The 16376-nt window shown below is 73.0% G+C and carries 13 protein-coding genes and 1 pseudogene; 9 read left to right on the top strand and 5 right to left on the bottom strand.

What is annotated here, in order from left to right; genetic code table 11:
- Positions 1 to 61 precede the first annotated feature (61 nt).
- Positions 62 to 1018 carry a methylmalonyl Co-A mutase-associated GTPase MeaB gene (gene meaB / locus K7G60_RS02935; RefSeq protein ID WP_225799183.1) on the bottom strand — a complete coding sequence of 319 codons (957 nt, stop codon included), beginning with the start codon at positions 1016 to 1018 and terminating at the stop codon, positions 62 to 64.
- 27 nt (positions 1019 to 1045) lie between these two features.
- Positions 1046 to 2248: an acetyl-CoA C-acetyltransferase gene (locus K7G60_RS02930; RefSeq protein WP_225799182.1), complete on the bottom strand. Its 1203-nt coding sequence runs from the start codon at positions 2246 to 2248 to the stop codon at positions 1046 to 1048.
- A 137-nt stretch (positions 2249 to 2385) separates the two neighbouring features.
- Between K7G60_RS02930 and mce the strand changes: the two genes are divergently transcribed.
- The 7 genes from mce to K7G60_RS02895 all read left to right on the top strand — a co-directional run bounded on the left by mce (position 2386) and on the right by K7G60_RS02895 (position 12686).
- Complete coding sequence (mce, locus tag K7G60_RS02925) at positions 2386 to 2838, top strand: methylmalonyl-CoA epimerase (RefSeq protein WP_225799181.1); 453 nt, start codon at positions 2386 to 2388, stop codon at positions 2836 to 2838.
- Positions 2839 to 3023: 185 nt separating this feature from the next.
- Positions 3024 to 7694: a polarized growth protein Scy gene (gene scy / locus K7G60_RS02920; RefSeq protein WP_225799180.1), complete on the top strand. Its 4671-nt coding sequence runs from the start codon at positions 3024 to 3026 to the stop codon at positions 7692 to 7694.
- A 114-nt stretch (positions 7695 to 7808) separates the two neighbouring features.
- Positions 7809 to 8744, top strand: a complete 936-nt coding sequence (locus K7G60_RS02915; RefSeq protein WP_030694501.1) for a cellulose-binding protein — start codon at positions 7809 to 7811, stop codon at positions 8742 to 8744.
- 75 nt (positions 8745 to 8819) lie between these two features.
- Complete coding sequence (locus K7G60_RS02910) at positions 8820 to 9788, top strand: ABC transporter ATP-binding protein (protein WP_225799179.1); 969 nt, start codon at positions 8820 to 8822, stop codon at positions 9786 to 9788.
- Positions 9789 to 9791: 3 nt separating this feature from the next.
- Positions 9792 to 10571, top strand: coding sequence for an ABC transporter permease (locus tag K7G60_RS02905; RefSeq protein ID WP_225799178.1), 780 nt, complete (start codon positions 9792 to 9794; stop codon positions 10569 to 10571).
- A gap of 121 nt (positions 10572 to 10692) precedes the next feature.
- Positions 10693 to 11853, top strand: a complete 1161-nt coding sequence (locus K7G60_RS02900; protein ID WP_225799177.1) for an ABC transporter ATP-binding protein — start codon at positions 10693 to 10695, stop codon at positions 11851 to 11853.
- On the top strand, positions 11850 to 12686 hold the full coding sequence (locus K7G60_RS02895; protein ID WP_225799176.1) for an ABC transporter permease: 837 nt from the start codon (positions 11850 to 11852) through the stop codon (positions 12684 to 12686). Before K7G60_RS02900 ends, K7G60_RS02895 begins: the two co-directional genes overlap by 4 nt.
- An 18-nt stretch (positions 12687 to 12704) precedes the next feature.
- On the opposite strand, the gene K7G60_RS02890 is transcribed toward K7G60_RS02895, so the two are convergent.
- Entirely contained in the window at positions 12705 to 13031 is a 327-nt protein-coding gene (locus tag K7G60_RS02890) for an ATP/GTP-binding protein (protein ID WP_225799175.1), read from the bottom strand.
- 198 nt (positions 13032 to 13229) lie between these two features.
- On the opposite strand from K7G60_RS02890, the gene K7G60_RS02885 reads away from it, so the two are divergent.
- Complete coding sequence (locus tag K7G60_RS02885) at positions 13230 to 14264, top strand: LLM class flavin-dependent oxidoreductase (RefSeq protein ID WP_225799174.1); 1035 nt, start codon at positions 13230 to 13232, stop codon at positions 14262 to 14264.
- A 136-nt stretch (positions 14265 to 14400) separates the two neighbouring features.
- Here K7G60_RS02885 and K7G60_RS02880 read toward each other — a convergent pair whose 3' ends face one another.
- Positions 14401 to 14793 (bottom strand): SCO5389 family protein, encoded by a 393-nt coding sequence (locus K7G60_RS02880; RefSeq protein WP_015036224.1) that lies wholly within the window; start codon positions 14791 to 14793, stop codon positions 14401 to 14403.
- 248 nt (positions 14794 to 15041) lie between these two features.
- Between K7G60_RS02880 and nucS the strand changes: the two genes are divergently transcribed.
- Positions 15042 to 15713: an endonuclease NucS gene (gene nucS, locus K7G60_RS02875; RefSeq protein ID WP_225799173.1), complete on the top strand. Its 672-nt coding sequence runs from the start codon at positions 15042 to 15044 to the stop codon at positions 15711 to 15713.
- A gap of 70 nt (positions 15714 to 15783) precedes the next feature.
- Here the strand turns inward: nucS and K7G60_RS02870 are convergent.
- Positions 15784 to 16376: pseudogene (locus K7G60_RS02870) on the bottom strand (ATP-binding protein); the annotation flags it as partial.

Raw genomic sequence — 16376 nt, 5'->3', positions numbered from 1 at the left:
CTGACACGTGCGGAAAGGGCCTCCCGGACGACCGGGAGGCCCTTTCCGCACGTCCCGGAGCTCAGTTCCCGGTCAGGCCCGCGACCAGCTCGTCGGCGGCCGCGTACGGGTCGAGGCCGCCCGCCACGATCCGCTCGGCCAGGGCGTCCAGGCGCCGGTCGCCGTGCAGGTCGCCGATCCGCTCGCGCAGGGCCGTGACCGCGATGGTCTCCACCTCGCGCGCGGCGCGGGACCGGCGGCGCTCCACCAGGACCCCGCGCTCCTCCATCCAGGCGCGGTGCTTCTCCAGGGCCTCCACGACCTCGTCGACGCCCTCGCCGCGCGCCGCGACCGTCTTCACGATCGGCGGCCGCCAGTCGCCCGCCGCCCGCGCCTCGCCGAGGCCCAGCATGTGGTTGAGCTCCCGGGCGGTGGCGTCCGCGCCGTCCCGGTCGGCCTTGTTCACCACGTACACGTCGCCGATCTCCAGGATGCCCGCCTTCGCGGCCTGGATCCCGTCGCCCATGCCCGGGGCGAGCAGGACCACCGAGGTGTCGGCCTGGGAGGCGATCTCCACCTCCGACTGGCCGACGCCGACGGTCTCCACCAGGATCACCTCGCAGCCGGCCGCGTCCAGGACGCGGATGGCCTGCGGGGCCGACCAGGCGAGCCCGCCCAGGTGGCCGCGGGTCGCCATGGAACGGATGTAGACGCCCGGGTCGGAGGCGTGCTCCGACATCCGCACCCGGTCACCGAGGAGCGCTCCCCCGCTGAAGGGCGAGGACGGGTCGACGGCGAGCACGCCGACCCGCTTGCCGGCCCGGCGGTACGCGGAGACCAGCGCGGACGTCGACGTGGACTTGCCCACGCCCGGCGAACCGGTCAGGCCCACCACGTACGCACCGCCGGTGAGCGGCGCGAGCGCCGCCATCACCTCGCGCAGCTGCGGGGACGCCCCCTCCACGAGCGAGATCAGCCGGGCCACGGCCCGCGGCCTGCCCTCTCGTGCCTGGGCGACGAGTTCGGGGACGTCCACCATCTGCGCTGCTCCTCGATCGGATGCCGCTTACTTGCCGGACACGCGGACGATCAGCGCGTCGCCCTGGCCGCCGCCGCCGCAGAGGGCCGCCGCGCCGATGCCGCCGCCGCGCCGCTTGAGCTCCAGGGCGAGGTGGAGCACGACGCGGGCGCCGGACATGCCGATGGGGTGGCCGAGGGCGATCGCGCCGCCGTTGACGTTCACCTTTTCGGGGGTGACGCCCAGGTCCTTCATCGACTGGTGGGCGACCGCGGCGAAGGCCTCGTTGATCTCGATCAGGTCGAGGTCGTCGACGGTCAGGCCCTCCTTCTTCAGGGCGTGCAGGATCGCGTTGGACGGCTGCGACTGGAGCGAGTTGTCCGGGCCGGCCACGTTGCCGTGGGCGCCGATCTCGGCGATCCACTCCAGGCCCAGCTCCTGGGCCTTCGCCTTGCTCATCACGACGACGGCGGCGGCGCCGTCGGAGATCTGCGAGGAGGTGCCGGCGGTGATGGTGCCGTCCTTGGCGAAGGCCGGGCGGAGCTTGCCGAGGGACTCGACGGTGGTCTCCGCGCGGATGCCCTCGTCCTGGGAGAAGACGACCGGCTCGCCCTTGCGCTGCGGGATCTCGACCGGGGTGATCTCGGCCTCGAAGATGCCGTTCTTCTGGGCGGCGGCGGCGCGCTGGTGCGACAGGGCGGCGATCTCGTCCTGCACCTCGCGCGGGATGCCCAGGCGGGTGTTGTGCTTCTCCGTGGACTCGCCCATGGCGATGCCCTCGAAGGAGTCGGTGAGACCGTCGTACGCCATGGCGTCCAGCATCTCGATCGCGCCGTACTTGAAGCCCTCGCGGGACTTCGGCAGCAGGTGCGGGGCGTTGGTCATGGACTCCTGGCCACCGGCGACGACGACGTCGAACTCGCCGGCGCGGATCAGCTGGTCGGCGAGCGCGATGGCGTCGAGACCCGACAGGCACACCTTGTTGATGGTGAGCGCGGGGACGTTCATCGGGATGCCGGCCTTGACGGCGGCCTGGCGGGCGGGGATCTGGCCGGCGCCCGCCTGGAGCACCTGGCCCATGATCACGTACTGCACCTGGTCGCCGCCGATGCCGGCCCGGTCGAGGGCCGCCTTGATGGCGAAGCCGCCGAGGTCGGCGCCCGAGAAGGACTTGAGGGAGCCGAGGAGGCGACCCATGGGCGTGCGGGCGCCCGCGACGATCACTGAGGTGGTACCGGTCGTTCCAGACATGAGGCACGGCCCCTTGGGATGAGGAGTGAACGAGGGTTTACCGCCAATGTACTGAGCGGTGCGGCGCCCGGTCACCGGCCCGCCGGTGTGACGGCGCGCACGTTGCGTAACCATCCCGGCAGGGGTGCACTGGAGCCATGCTGACGCGTATCGACCACATCGGGATCGCCTGTTTCGACCTGGACAAGACCGTCGAGTTCTACCGTGCCACGTACGGTTTCGAGGTCTTCCACTCCGAGGTCAACGAGGAGCAGGGCGTCCGCGAGGCCATGCTCAAGATCAACGGGACCTCGGACGGAGGGGCCTCCTACCTCCAGCTCCTGGAGCCCACCCGCGAGGACTCCGCCGTGGGCAAGTGGCTCGCCAAGAACGGCGAGGGCGTGCACCACATCGCCTTCGGCACGGCCGACGTCGACGGGGACGCCGAGGCCATCCGCTCCAAGGGCGTCCGGGTCCTCTACGACGAGCCGCGGATCGGTTCCATGGGCTCCCGGATCACCTTCCTCCACCCCAAGGACTGCCACGGCGTGCTCACGGAACTGGTCACTTCGGCGGAGCCGTCCGCTGACCACTCCTCAGCGGAGCACTGACCTCCGGATTCCTGGCCCGGTAGAGTGGGCGGCTCCGGGCCGGGGCCGGTCGGGGCCGCTCCGCGCGGAACCGAAGTCGGGATGTCGGGGTCGTCCGATCTGCCACGATTCCCCGGGGGTCCGTCCTCGGCCGTGAGGGCGTGCTCGTAGGAGTGTTGCGACCAGGGGACGGATGGGACCGCGCAGTGCGGGGCTACGAACACCAGGAGAGCCGCCGAGCTGAAGACGACCATCTCGCCAGGTTCGAAGCCGAGATGGACCGGCTGAAGACCGAACGCGAGAAGGCCGTCCAGCATGCCGAGGACCTGGGCTACCAGGTCGAGGTCTTGCGCGCCAAGCTCCACGAGGCGCGCCGCACCATCGCGTCCCGGCCCGCGTACGACAGCGCCGACATCGGCTATCAGGCCGAGCAGTTGTTGCGGAACGCGCAGGCGCAGGCCGAGCAGCTCCGTCAGGACGCCGAGCGGGAGCTGCGCGAGGCCCGCGCCCAGACCCAGCGCATCCTCCAGGAGCACGCCGAGCACCAGGCCCGGCTCCAGGCCGAGCTGCACAACGAGGCCGTCCAGCGCCGCCAGCAGCTCGACCAGGAGCTCAACGAGCGCCGCCAGACCGTCGAGGCGCACGTCAACGAGAACGTCGCCTGGGCCGAACAGCTGCGTGCCCGCACGGAGTCCCAGGCCCGCCGCCTCCTCGACGAGTCCCGCGCGGAGGCCGAGCAGTCCCTCGCCGCCGCCCGCGCCGAGGCCACCCGGCTCGCCGAGGAGACCAGCCGCCGCGTCGGCGCCGAGGCGGAGTCCGCCCGAGCCGAGGCCGAAGCGATTCTGCTGCGCGCCCGCAAGGACGCCGAGCGGCTCCTGAGCGCCGCCTCCAGCCAGGCGCAGGAGGCGACCAGCCACGCCGAGCAGCTCCGTTCGACCACCGCCGCCGAGACCGACCAGGCCCGCCGGCAGGCCGCCGAACTCTCCCGCGCCGCCGAGCAGCGCATGCAGGAGGCCGAGGAGAAGCTGCGGCTCGCCCGCGCCGAGGCCGAGAAGGCCCTCACCGAGGCCAAGGAGGCCGCCGCCAGGCAGCTCGCCTCCGCCGAGTCGGTCAACGAGCAGCGCACCCGCACCGCCAAGACGGAGATCGCCCGGCTCGTCGGCGAGGCCACCAAGGAGGCCGAGGCGCTCAAGGCGGAGGCCGAGGAGAGGCTCCGCGAGGCCACCGCCCAGGCGGAGAAGCTCCTCACGGAGGCCTCCGAGAAGGCCCTCACGGCCGCCGCCGAGGACTCCGCCGCCGCGCTCGCCAAGGCCGCCCGCAGCGCCGAGGAGATCCTCACCAAGGCGTCCGAGGACGCCCGGGAGACCACCCGCAAGGCCGCCGAGGAGGCCGAGCGGGTCCGCCGCGAGGCCGAGGCCGAGGCGGACCGGCTGCGCGCCGAGGCCGGGGAGCAGGCCGACGAACTGCTCGGCTCGGCGAAGGACGACACCAAGGAGTACCGCGCCAAGACGGTCGAGCTCCAGGAGGAGGCCCGCCGGCTGCGCGGCGAGGCCGAGCAGCTGCGCGCCGAGGCCATCGACGAGGGCGAGCGGATCCGCGGCGAGGCCCGGCGCGAGGCCCTCCAGCAGATCGAGGAGGCGGCCAAGACCGCCGAGGAGCTCCTCACCAAGGCCCGTACGGACGCCGACGAGCTGCGCGCCAAGGCCGGCGCCGAGAGCGAGCGGGTCAAGTCGGAGGCCATGGAGCGCGCCCAGACGCTCCGCGCCCAGGCCGAGGAGACCCTGGAGCGCACCCGCGCCGAGGCCGAGCGGCTGCGCGCCGAGGCCGAGGAGCAGGCCGAGTCGGTGAAGGACGCGGCCGAGGAGGCCGCCGCCGGGCTGCGCGCGGACGCCGAGCGGGCCGCCGAGGCGCGCCGCGCGGAGGCCGCCGAGGAGCTGGCCCGGCTGCACGCCGACGCCGAGGCGAAGGTCGCGGCCGCCGGCGAGGAGCTCACCGACGCGCGGGCCGAGGGCGAGCGGATCCGGCGCGAGGCCGCCGAGGAGACGGAGCGGCTGCGGACCGAGGCCGCCGAGCGGATCCGCTCGCTCCGGGAGCAGGCCGAGCAGGAGGCCGAGCGGCTGCGCGCCGAGGCCGCGTCGGACGCGTCCACCACCCGTACGGAGGCCGAGTCCGCCGCCGTACGGCTCCGCACGGAGGCTTCCGAGGAGGCCGAGCGGCTGCGCTCGGAGGCCCAGGAGACCGCCGACCGGGTGCGGGCCGAGGCCGCCGCCGCGGCCGAGCGGGTGGCCGCCGAGGCCGCCGAGGCCCTGGCCGCCGCGCAGGACGAGGCCAACCGGCGCCGCCGGGAGGCCGAGGAGACCCTCGAGTCGGCCCGCTCCGAGGCCGGCCGGGAGCGCGAGCACGCCCGCGAGCAGTCCGAGGAGCTCCTCGCCGCCGCCCGCAAGCGGGTGGAGGAGGCCCAGACCGAGGCGCAGCGCCTGGTCGAGGAGGCGGACGCGCGGGCGACCGAGATGGTCGCCGCCGCCTCGCGAGCCGCCCAGGAGGTGCGGGACTCGGTGGCCGGGCTGCGCGAGCAGGCCGAGGAGGAGATCGCCGGACTGCGCAGCGCCGCCGAGCACGCGGCGGAGCGGACGCGCACCGAGGCGCAGGAGGAGGCGGACCGGGTCCGCGCCGACGCGTACGAGGAGCGGGAGCGGGCGTCCGAGGACGCCGTCCGCACGCGGGCGCGTGCCCAGGAGGAGTCGGAGGCCGCGAAGGCTCTGGCGGAGCGGACGGTCACGGACGCACTCGCCGAGGCGGAGAAGCTGCGGGCGGACACCGCCGAGTACGCGCAGCGGGTACGGACCGAGGCTACGGACTCGCTCGCCTCGGCCGAGCAGGACGCGGCCCGCACCCGCGCGGACGCCCGGGAGGACGCGAACCGGATCCGTTCGGAGGCCGCCGAGCGCGCCGAGACGACGGTGGGCGAGGCGCGCGCGGAGGCGGAGCGGATCGCCGCCGAGGCGGAGCGGGTCCTCGACGAGGCCCGCAAGGCCGCCGACAAGCGCCGCACCGACGCCGCCGAGCAGGCCGACACCCTCATCGGCGAGGCCACCGCCGAGGCGGAGCGGATCGCGGCCGAGGCCGCCGAGCTGCGGGAGACGACCGAGCAGGACGCCGCGCGCATCCGCGCCGAGGCCGAGCAGGTCCTGGCCGACGGCGTGGCACAGGCCGAGGCGCTGCGGGCGGAGGCCCGCGCCGAGGGCGAGCAGATCCTCGACGAGGCCCGCAAGGCCGCCGACAAGCGCCGCACCGACGCCGCCGAACAGGCCGACACCCTCATCGGCGAGGCCACCGCCGAGGCCGAACGGCTCACCGCCGAGGCGGTCGAGCTCATGGAGACGACCGAGCAGGACGCCGCGCGCATCCGCGCCGAGGCCGAGCAGGTCCTGGCCGACGGCGTGGCACAGGCCGAGGCGCTGCGGGCGGAGGCCCGCGCCGAGGGCGAGCGGGTCCTGGACGAGGCCCGCAAGGCCGCCGACAAGCGCCGCACGGACGCGGCGGAGCAGGCCGACACCCTCGTCGGCGAGGCCACCGCCGAGGCGGAGCGGATCGCGGCCGAGGCCGCCGAGCTGCGGGAGACGACCGAGCGCGACGCCCAGCGGCTGCGCGCGGAGGCCGAGCAGGTCAAGGCCGACGGCGAGGCGCACGCGCAGGCCCTGCGCAACGCCGCGCTCGCCGACGCCGACCAGATCCTGGACGAGGCCCGCAAGGCCGCCGACAAGCGCCGCACGGACGCGGCGGAGCAGGCCGACACCCTCGTCGGCGAGGCGACGGCCGAGGCCGAGCGGATCGTGAACGAGGCGGCCGAGCTGGCCGATTCGGTCGGCGCGGACGCCCGTGCCGAGGCGGGCCGTACCGTGGCCGCGGCCTCGGAGGAGGCCGAGCGGCTGCGCGCCGAGGGCGCCGAGGCGATCGCGGAGGCCCTGCGGGACGCCGAGCGGATCCGTACCGAGTCGGAGCGGGTCAAGGCCGAGGCCGCGGCGGCGGGCGAGCAGATGCGCGCCGAGGCCCGCGCGGAGGCGGACCGGACCCTCGACGAGGCCCGGGAGGCCGGGGCCCGGAAGCGTTCGGACGCGGCCGAGCAGGCCGACCAGCTCGTCGCCAAGGCCCAGGAGGAGGCGCTGCGCGCCACCACGGAGGCCGAGTCGCAGGCGGACACGATGGTCGGCGCGGCCCGCAAGGAGGCCGAGCGGATCGTCGCCGAGGCGACCGTCGAGGGCAACACGCTGGTGGAGAAGGCCCGTGCGGACGCGGACGAGCTCCTGGTCGGGGCGCGCAGCGACGCGACGGCCATAAGGGAGCGGGCCGAGGAGCTGCGGGGCCGGATCGAGAGCGAGATCGAGGAGCTGCACGAGCGGGCGCGGCGCGAGACGGCCGAGCAGATGAAGACGGCGGGCGAGCGCGTCGACAAGCTGGTGAAGGCCGCGACCGAGCAGCGCGCCGAGGCGGAGGAGAAGGCGAAGGAGCTGGTCTCCGAGGCGAGTTCGGAGGCGAGCAAGGTCCGGATCGCCGCGGTCCGCAAGGCGGACGCGCTCCTCAAGGAGGCCGCGCAGAAGAAGGCCTCGATCATCGCGGAGGCCGAGGCCGTGAAGGCGGAGGCCGAGCGGATCCGCGCGGAGGCCGCGGCCGAGGCCGAGAAGACGGTCGCGGAGGGTCGGCGCGAGCTGGAGGTGCTGACGCGCCGTCGCAAGGACATCAATGCCGAGATCTCCCGTGTCCAGGACGTGCTGGAGGCGTTGGAGTCTTTCGAGACCCCTTCGGGCGGAAAGGACGGGGTCAAGGCGGGTGCCTCGGCGGGTTCCACCCGGACGGGTGGCAAGTCCCAGGACGGCTAGCCACTCAAAAGGCTGGACATTCTCCAGATCAAACGGGCATACGCTCGATGACACGCCGCTTCGGCCCCTAGGATTCCCCCTAACACCTCACCGGTCTCATTCGACAGGAACCCCATGAGCGACACTTCCTCCCCCTTCGGCTTCGAGCTCGTGCGGCGCGGTTACGACCGCGGTCAGGTGGACGACCGCATTACCAAGCTCGTGGCCGACCGCGACAGCGCCCTGTCCCGCATCACCTCGCTGGAGAAGCGCATCGAGGAGCTCCACCTCGAGACGCAGAACGCCCAGGCGCAGGTCACCGACGCCGAGCCGTCGTACGCGGGGCTCGGTGCCCGGGTCGAGAAGATCCTCCGGCTGGCCGAGGAGGAGGCGAAGGACCTGCGTGAGGAGGCCCGCCGCGCCGCCGAGCAGCACCGCGAGCTGGCCGAGTCGGCCGCCCAGCAGGTGCGCAACGACGCCGAGTCGTTCGCGGCCGAGCGCAAGGCGAAGGCCGAGGACGAGGGCGTCCGGATCGTCGAGAAGGCCCAGGGCGAGGCCAACACGCTGCGCGCCGAGGCCCAGAAGGACGCGCAGTCGAAGCGCGAGGAGGCCGACGCCCTCTTCGAGGAGACCCGCGCCAAGGCCGCCCAGGCCGCCGCGGACTTCGAGACGAACCTGGCGAAGCGCCGTGAGCAGTCGGAGCGGGACCTGGCCTCGCGTCAGGCGAAGGCCGAGAAGCGCCTCGCGGAGATCGAGCACCGCGCCGAGCAGCTCCGCCTGGAGGCCGAGAAGCTGCGCACGGACGCGGAGCGCCGGGCCCGTCAGACGGTGGAGACCGCGCAGCGCCAGGCCGAGGACATCGTGGCCGACGCGAACGCCAAGGCCGACCGGATCCGTTCGGAATCGGAGCGCGAGCTCGCGGCGCTGACGAACCGCCGCGACTCGATCAACGCGCAGCTGACCAACGTCCGCGAGATGCTGGCGACGCTGACCGGTGCCGCGGTGGCGGCGGCCGGCTCCCCGATCGACGACGAGCGCACGGCCGGCGTCCCGGCCCAGCAGTCGCGGTAACGGGCCGACAGCACGTCACGGAACCCCCCGCCACTCCGGTGGCGGGGGGTTTTGCGCGCCCGTAGGTTGGGACGCATGATCGAGCTTGAGGGCCTGACCAAGCGCTACGGGACGAAGACGGCGGTCGACCACCTGTCCTTCCAGGTCCGTCCTGGCGTGGTCACCGGCTTCCTCGGGCCGAACGGGGCGGGCAAGTCGACGACGATGCGGATGATGCTCGACCTGGACAACCCGACGAGCGGGACGGTCCGGATCGACGGCAAGCACTACCGGGACCTGGCCGAGCCGCTGAAGTACATCGGGGCGCTGCTCGACGCCAAGGCGATGCACGGCGGGCGTTCCGCCTACAACAACCTGCTGTGTCTGGCGCAGTCCAACCGCATCCCGGCGAGCCGGGTGGGCGAGGTGCTGGACCTGGTGGGCCTGACGGCGGTCGCGAAGAAGAAGTCGAAGGGTTTCTCCCTCGGCATGGGGCAGCGCCTCGGGATCGCTTCGGCGCTCCTCGGCGATCCCGAGATCCTGATGTTCGACGAGCCCGTCAATGGTCTGGACCCCGAGGGAATTCACTGGATCCGCAATCTGATGAAGGCGTTGGCGGCCGAGGGCCGGACGATCTTCGTTTCCAGCCATCTGATGAGTGAAATGGCGCTGACGGCGGATCACCTGATCGTGATCGGGCAGGGGAAACTGCTGGCCGACACCTCGATGGCGGATTTCATCCAGCAGAATTCCCGAAGTTATGCGCGGATGCGCTCCCCGCAGCAGGAACGCCTGCGGGACGTCCTCCACGCGAACGGATTCGTCGTGGTCGAGGCCGGCGGCGGGGCCCTGGAGGTGGACGGGGCGACGACGGAGAAGCTGGGCGAGCTGGCCGCGGAGAACGGTCTGGTGCTGCACGAGCTGAGCGCCCAGCGCGCCTCCCTCGAAGAGGCGTTCATGCAGATGACGGCCGCCGCGGTGGAGTACCACGCGCAGGGCACCGATGTTCACGGCGGCGCCGCGGCGCCCGGCCCCCGCTGGGGCACGACCTCCGAGGGAGCCTGATCGATGGCAGCGGCATCCGCGGTCCTGCAGTCCGAGTGGACCAAGATCCGGACGGTCTCGTCGACCGTCTGGACGCTGGCGAGCGCCCTCTTCGTCACGGTGGCGATGGGCGCGGCGCTGTGCGCCCTGACGAACGCCACCTTCGACGACATGAGGGAGGTCGAGAAGGCCACCTTCGACCCCACCCTGATCAGCTTCTCCGGGATGATCCTGGGACAGCTGGCGATGGTGGTCTTCGGCGTCCTGGTGGTGGGGACCGAGTACTCCTCCGGCATGATCCGCACCTCGCTGGCCGCCGTGCCGCAGCGCGCGACCTTCCTCTTCTCGAAGATCGCGGTGGCGGGCGGGCTCGCGCTCCTGGTGGGTCTCGTGACGAGCTTCCTCTCCTTCTTCCTGGGACAGGCGCTGCTCGGCGAGCACCGGACCTCCATCGGGGACGAGGGCGTGCTGCGGGCGGTCATCGGCGGCGGGCTCTACATGGGCCTGATGGCGATCTTCTCCATGGGCGTGGCGGCGATGCTGCGCTCGTCGATGCTGTCGCTGGGCATCCTCGTGCCGTTCTTCTTCCTGGTCTCGCAGATCCTGTCGGCCGTGCCGAAGGCGAAGGAGGTGGCGCTCTACTTCCCGGACCAGGCCGGCTCGAAGGTCATGCGGATCGTCCCGGACGCGATGAACTCGGAGGAGGCCCCGTACGGGCCGTGGGGCGGGCTCGGGATCATGGTGCTCTGGGTGGTGGCCTCGCTCGTCGGCGGCTATCTGGTGATGAAGAAACGGGACGCCTGATTCCCCGGGCTTGGCCAGAACCGTCAACGGCTGGATAAGCTCCTAGCTCATACGGGGGGCTCCGGCCGACGGCCGCCACGCCCCGACATGGATGCGACCGACCTGTCGATGGGGCTGGAGAATGATCGAGGCAGTCGGCCTGACGAAGCGCTACGGCGCCAAGACGGCCGTGTACAACCTTTCCTTCCAGGTGAGGCCCGGTGTCGTCACCGGGTTCCTGGGACCCAACGGGTCCGGCAAGTCGACGACCATGCGCATGATCCTGGGGCTCGACCGGCCCACCGCGGGTCACGTCACGATCGGCGGCCACCCCTTCCGGCAGCTGCCGAACGCGCCCCGGCAGGTCGGCGCGCTCCTCGACGCCAAGGCCGTGCACGGCGGCCGCAGCGCGCGCAGCCATCTGCTCTCGCTCGCGCAGCTGGCCGGCATTCCGGCGCAGCGCGTCGACGAGGTCCTCGGCGTGGTCGGCCTCCAGGACGTCGCGAAGCGGCGCTCGAAGGGCTTCTCGCTCGGCATGGGCCAGCGGCTCGGCATCGCGGCGGCGCTCCTGGGCGACCCGCAGGTGCTGCTCTTCGACGAGCCCGTCAACGGCCTGGACCCCGAGGGCATCCTCTGGGTGCGGAACCTGATGAAGAAGCTGGCCGCCGAGGGCCGCACGGTCTTCGTCTCCAGCCACCTCATGAGCGAGATGGCGCTGACGGCCGATCACCTGATCGTGATCGGCCGGGGGCAGCTGCTCTCGGACATGTCCGTCAAGGACTTCATCTCGGCGAACTCCGCCGACTTCGCCCGGGTGCGGACCCCGGGGACCGAGCCGGCGCAGCGGGAGAAGCTGACGTCGGTGCTCACCGAGGCCGGCGGCCAGGTGCTGTCGGAGCCGGACGGGGCGCTGCGCGTGACGGGCCTGCCGCTGCCGCGGATCAGCGACCTCGCGCACGGTGCGGACGTACGCCTCTGGGAGCTGTCCCCGCACCAGGCGTCGCTGGAGGAGGCGTACATGCGGCTGACGCAGGGCGCCGTGGACTACCGCTCCACCGACGACCGCCTCGCCCACCTCCAGCCGCCGGTGCAGCCCGGGCAGCCGGGGTACGGGATGCCGCCGCAGCCGCCGGTCCCGGACGTGCCGCAGCAGGGCTGGTACGCCCCGCCGCCGCCCGGGCAGAACCCGTACGGCGCTGCTCCGCAGGCCCCCCACGCCCCCGCGCCGGGTCCGTACGCCCCTCCGGCCGCCCCGCAGCCGGGCTTCCCGCAGCCGAGCGACACCCCGAAGGACGCCCGATGACCGCCCCCGCCCACCACCACGCCCCGGCTCCGCACGCCTACGTCTCCCCCATCCCGGTCCGCGCCGCGCACCTCGGTGACGCGCTCGCCTCCGAGTGGACGAAGATCCGCTCGGTGCGTTCGACGATGTGGACGCTCGGGGTCATGATCCTGCTGATGCTCGCCATCGGCCTGGGGGTCGCGGCGGTCGCCGCGAGCTCCGACGCCCCGATGGGCGAGGAGTCCGCGCTCGCCTTCGGCTTCTTCGGGATGCTGCCGGCGTCGATCTGCGTGATCACGCTCGGCGTCCTGACGATCGCCTCCGAGTACGGCACGGGCATGATCCGTACGACCCTGACGGCGTGCCCGAGCCGGGCCCGGGTGCTCACGGCGAAGGCGATCGTCTTCTTCCTGCTGGTCTTCTCGGTCACCACCCTGATCGCGACGCTCGTGGCGGTGGCGCAGGTCGCCATCGTGGACACGGCGGCGACGCCGACGACGGCGGAGTGGCTGCGGGCGACGGTCGGCGCGGGCGGCTACCTGGCCGTGCTCGGCCTGCTGTCGCTGGCGATCGGGACGCTCATCCGGCACTCGGCCGGCGCGATCACGGTGATGATCGGTCTGCTGCTGCTTCCGCTGGTGGCGGCCCTGTTCATGTTCTCGGCGGCGCTGAAGTCGGTGCAGGAGTTCCTGTTCACGTACGCGATCCCCTCGCAGATGATCTCGCTCTACAGCGAGACCCCGCCGTTCGGGGACTCGGGCCCGGCGGGCTGGGAGCCGCTGCTGATCATGGCGGCGATCGCGGCGGCGGCGCTGGGCGGCGCGTACGCCCTGCTGAACAGCCGGGACGTGTGACCCAGTACCTCGGCCGACCTAGTACCTCGGCGCGTTGCGGGACCGCTGCACCCTGCTGGTGCGGCGGTCCTTCGCGTTCCAGCAGGCCTTGTGCCAGTGGCGGCGGTCGTCCACCCCGCCCCACTCCGGCCAGGCGACCACGTGCGGGGCGCCCGGCGGGATCTCCTGGTCGCAGCCCGGGCAGCGGTAGCGCTTGCCCGGTGCGCTCGCCCCGGCGACGAGGCGGACGTACCACTCCTCGCCCTGCCAGGTCTCGGTGCGCTGCACGCCCCCGTACCTGTCTCCGTGGTCGCCCTGCTGCGCGGGCTTCTCGCCGCCTCGGGAGCGGTTGTGACGCGGGGACACGGGCACACCTCACGGGGTCTGGGAACACGGACCGTTCCCTCCAGCCTACGGGCCGCCACGTGGTGCCCCGGGCCCCGCCCGGGACGGCTTAGCGGAAAATCGCAAGAACTTCATGAACGGCCGTTGCCTTTGGCACGTGTCAGACGTTGGTGCCAGTGCGAGGGGAGATACGCGTCGGCCGCAAGGAGGCAGAAGGCGATGCGCGTGGGTACGTTCGTTCTGGCAGCCCAGTTCCCGGGCCAGGGCCAGGGGGAGGCACTGCACCGGGCGGTGCGGACCGCCGAGGTGGCGGAGGAGGCGGGGCTCGACTCCGTCTGGCTGGCCGAGCACCACTTCGTGCCGTACGGGGTCTGTCCCTCGGCCGTGACGCTGGCCGCGCTGCTCCTCGGCCGCACCCGGCGGCTCCGGGTCGGCACGGCGGTGAGCGTGCTGCCGACCGTCCACCCGGTCGCCCTCGGCGAGCAGGCGGCGCTGCTGCACCTCACCTCGGGCGGCCGGTTCACCCTGGGGGTGGGCCGGGGCGGGCCCTGGGTGGACCTGGAGGTCTTCGGCTCGGGTCTGGCGGCGTACGAGGAGGGGTTCCCCGAATCGCTCGACCTGCTGCTGCGCTGGCTCACCGAGCCGCGCGTCGGCGCCGAGGGGGAACGATTCGCTTTCCGTGAGGTGCCCGTGGTGCCCCGCCCCGACGAGCTGATCGGCGGCGCGGCCTCCCCCGAGGTGGTGGTGGCCTGCACCTCGCCGAAGAGCGTGAGGCTCGCGGCGGAGCGCGGACTGCCGATGCTGCTCGGCATGCACTGCGGCGACGAGGACAAGGCCGAGATGGTCGCGGCCTGGGCGCGGTGCGCGCGGGAGGCCGGGCGGGACCCGGACGAGATCGCGCGGATCGGCGCCGGCCATGTCTCGGCGGGGGTGGCCCAGCTCGCGGACCGGGGCGCGGACGCGGTGGAGGCACTGGTCAAGGCGATGCCGGGCTGGCTGAAGCAGGGGCTCGACGCGCATGTGACGGTGGACGGCCGGCACCGGGTGATGCGGGACCCCCTGGCGTACACGGAACTGCTGTGCGGGCTGCACCCGGTGGGCACGCCCCGGCTGGCGGCGGACCGGCTCGCGGCGACCGCGGAGCGCACGGGCATCACGCGCTTCGCCCTCCTCGCGGAAGGCTCGGGCGATCTCGCGGCGACCGAGGAGAACGTCCGGCGCCTGGGCGCGGAGGTCCTCCCGCTCCTGGTGTGAGGGCGTTCATCACCCCTCCGGGCCTCGTCGGATTCCTGTCCGGGACTGTGCTGCCGCTTCCGCGCCCGTCGGCGGCGATGCGCGTCGGCTCGCATCGGTCGCGTTCTCCCGCGGTGCGGAGCGGCAGCACCATGTCTCAGCAGTCGCGCAGTTCCGGCGACTGGTTCAGCAGCTGCCCCCGTACGGACGTGAAACGGGCGAGCCGCTCGTCCACCGACGGGTCCAGCGGGAAGACCGCCACGCGGTGGCAGTTCTGGAAGGCGAGACGCACCCCGAAGTGCCGCTGCAGCGCACCGCGAATGGCATCGCTCGCGAGCGCGCGCAGCAGCTGACCACGTGCCTGCTCATTCGGCGGCGGCGTCTGGTTGTCGGCGAACTCTCCGCCGTCGACCTTCAGCTGGGCCACCAGAGAACTGATCATCTCCCACGCGTAGGGCAGGGAGGTCCGGACGCAGTCGACGAAGTCGGCTTCGTCGACCTCGCCTCGCTCGGCCTGTTCCAACAGGGCCGGTGAGACGTCGAGCGACATGGGTTCTCCTCTCGCGACCCCGCGGACGGGGTCTTGCGGGCAGGGACGAAGGCCGCCGTGCGCCACGCAGCGTGCACGGACGACGACCTCCAGCTTCCACGGTAAGCGCGCGGTCCGGGCGACACCAGAAGAATGGGCACACAACCGGCTGATAACCGACGGGTGTTCGGCTCACGACGGCCCCTGGGAGACGCCGGGGCGATGCCCGAATCGCGCGGAAGAGCGCCCGTCTTGTAGCGTTGCCGACCATGCGTCTCGTCATTGCCCGTTGTTCCGTGGACTACGCGGGCCGGCTCACCGCCCACCTGCCCTCCGCACCCCGTCTGATCCTGGTCAAGGCAGACGGCAGCGTCTCCGTCCACGCGGACGACCGGGCGTACAAACCGCTCAACTGGATGTCCCCGCCGTGCACCCTGAAGGAGGGCGCCGACGGCGAGGCGGGCATCTGGACCGTGATCAACAAAGCGGGCGAGAAACTGATCATCACGATGGAGGAGATCCTCCACGACTCCTCGCACGAGCTGGGCGTCGACCCGGGCCTCATCAAGGACGGCGTCGAGGCGCACCTTCAGGAGCTGCTCGCCGACCGCATCGAGACCCTCGGCGAGGGCTACACCCTGATCCGCCGCGAGTACCCGACCGCGATCGGCCCCGTGGACATCCTGTGCCGGGACTCCGACGGCGGGACGGTCGCGGTGGAGATCAAGCGGCGCGGCGAGATCGACGGCGTCGAGCAGCTGACCCGCTACCTGGAGCTGCTCAACCGCGACCCGCACCTCGCACCGGTGAAGGGCGTCTTCGCGGCCCAGGAGATCAAGCCGCAGGCGCGGGTCCTCGCGACGGACCGCGGGATCGGCTGCGTGGTCCTCGACTACGACGCGCTGCGCGGCATCGAGGACGACAAGCTGCGGCTCTTCTGAGACCTGTCTTCCGGACGACGGCCCCGGGCGCGGTGAGCGCGCCCGGGGCCGTCGTCGTTCTCGTACGGGGTCAGGCCGGCGTCTCCGAGGCGGCGGTGGTCCCGGAGGCGGAGGGGGCGCCGAGGGTGGTGGTCTCGCCGGTCGCGGGAGAGCTGGTGGACCCTGTCGGAGAGGGCGACGTGGGCGTCGACTGGGACGAGCTCGGGCTCTCCGAAGGGCTTGCGGACGTCGACGACGTGGGCGTGGTCGGCGGGCGCGTGATCGTCGGGCGCGGCCCGCCCGTCGTGGTCGTGGCCGCCGGACTCGTCGGCGCCTTGGTCGTCGTGGGAGTGCTGGTGCCCGTCGGGCTGTCCGAGGGCGAGGGCGAGCCCGAGGCGGACGGGTCCGTCGAGGCGGACGGCGACGCGCTGTCCGAGCTCGACGGGCTCGGGGAGTCCGAGCGGGTCGACTGTCCCGTCTCGGCGGGGGCGGTCTCGCCGTCGGCCGGCGGCTCCTCGCCGTCGAGGCCGTCGTCGGTGCCGCTCTCGCTCGCGGTGCTGTCGGAGGTGACGCGGTCGGTGGCGGGGTTCTCGCCGTTGCCGGAGGTGGCGCCGAGGGTGACGACGGTGCCGAGGACGGCGACGAGGAGCGCGCCCGCGCCGACGGCGACGAGGTTGCGGCGGG

The organism is Streptomyces sp. NK15101 (assembly GCF_020400725.1).
Lineage (GTDB): Bacteria > Actinomycetota > Actinomycetes > Streptomycetales > Streptomycetaceae > Streptomyces.
Note: the sequence above shows the minus strand (reverse complement) of the source record. Positions and strands in the feature narration are given on the sequence as shown.